Below are 728 nucleotides of genomic sequence, written 5' to 3' on the forward strand. Positions count from 1 at the left end.
CCAGCCGAACAAGAAAGTAATACGCTTCCAGTCACAAACTGGGTTAAGTACGCACGCCAACAAGCGCGTTATCTTGAAGCAAAATCTGAGTTTACGAACAACTGGTTTAAGCATGGCGAAAACCTATCGACTGACGTCATTTGGGACGGTAACGGTACCAACCCAAATGCAGCATTAACAGTATTCCGTCATTTTGACAGTGCATCTGTAGTCCAAGGGTTGGTTGGCGAGCAGCCAAAAACAGTCTGGATCTTAGATTACGCTTTGCTAGAGCGTATTCACTACCTATTGGTAGCAGGGTTTGACGTATACGGTAACTTTGGTCACCAGTTGATGACGCGTATGTTCATGGACTTCTTACGTCTTGAAGGCGAGAGTAACTTTGTTACCTTGCTGCCTGCGGATATGCGCCACCAGCTTCAATCGAGCTGGTATCAAGATCAAAGCCCTCAGCTTAGTGACTTTTTGCAACGTAACGTGAAGCCTTTTAATCAACCGACCAGCGTTGTTTACAAAACGGACGATCCAAAAACCGAGCTACTGAACATGATGCGCAAACGCTTATCGCCAGTGTTGTTGCCGCGTTATGAGATTACCGACACTGCGCTTTCAGACATAACGGAAAAAGAGCTAAAACGCATCGGTCAAGTGCGTGGTGAAGGGCTACAAACCGTCCCACAAATCACGATGCTGATGGTGCGTAGTAAGTCAGGTAAAGACGAACTGTT

1 protein-coding gene is annotated in these 728 nt (G+C 46.6%); it reads left to right on the forward strand.

Annotation, left to right across the window (positions count from 1 at the left end; genetic code table 11):
* On the forward strand, positions 1 to 728 hold a 728-nt coding region (locus R8N49_RS27005; RefSeq protein WP_318190439.1), incomplete at both ends, for a fatty acid cis/trans isomerase.

The sequence above is a fragment of the Vibrio sp. 1978 genome (assembly GCF_033344345.1).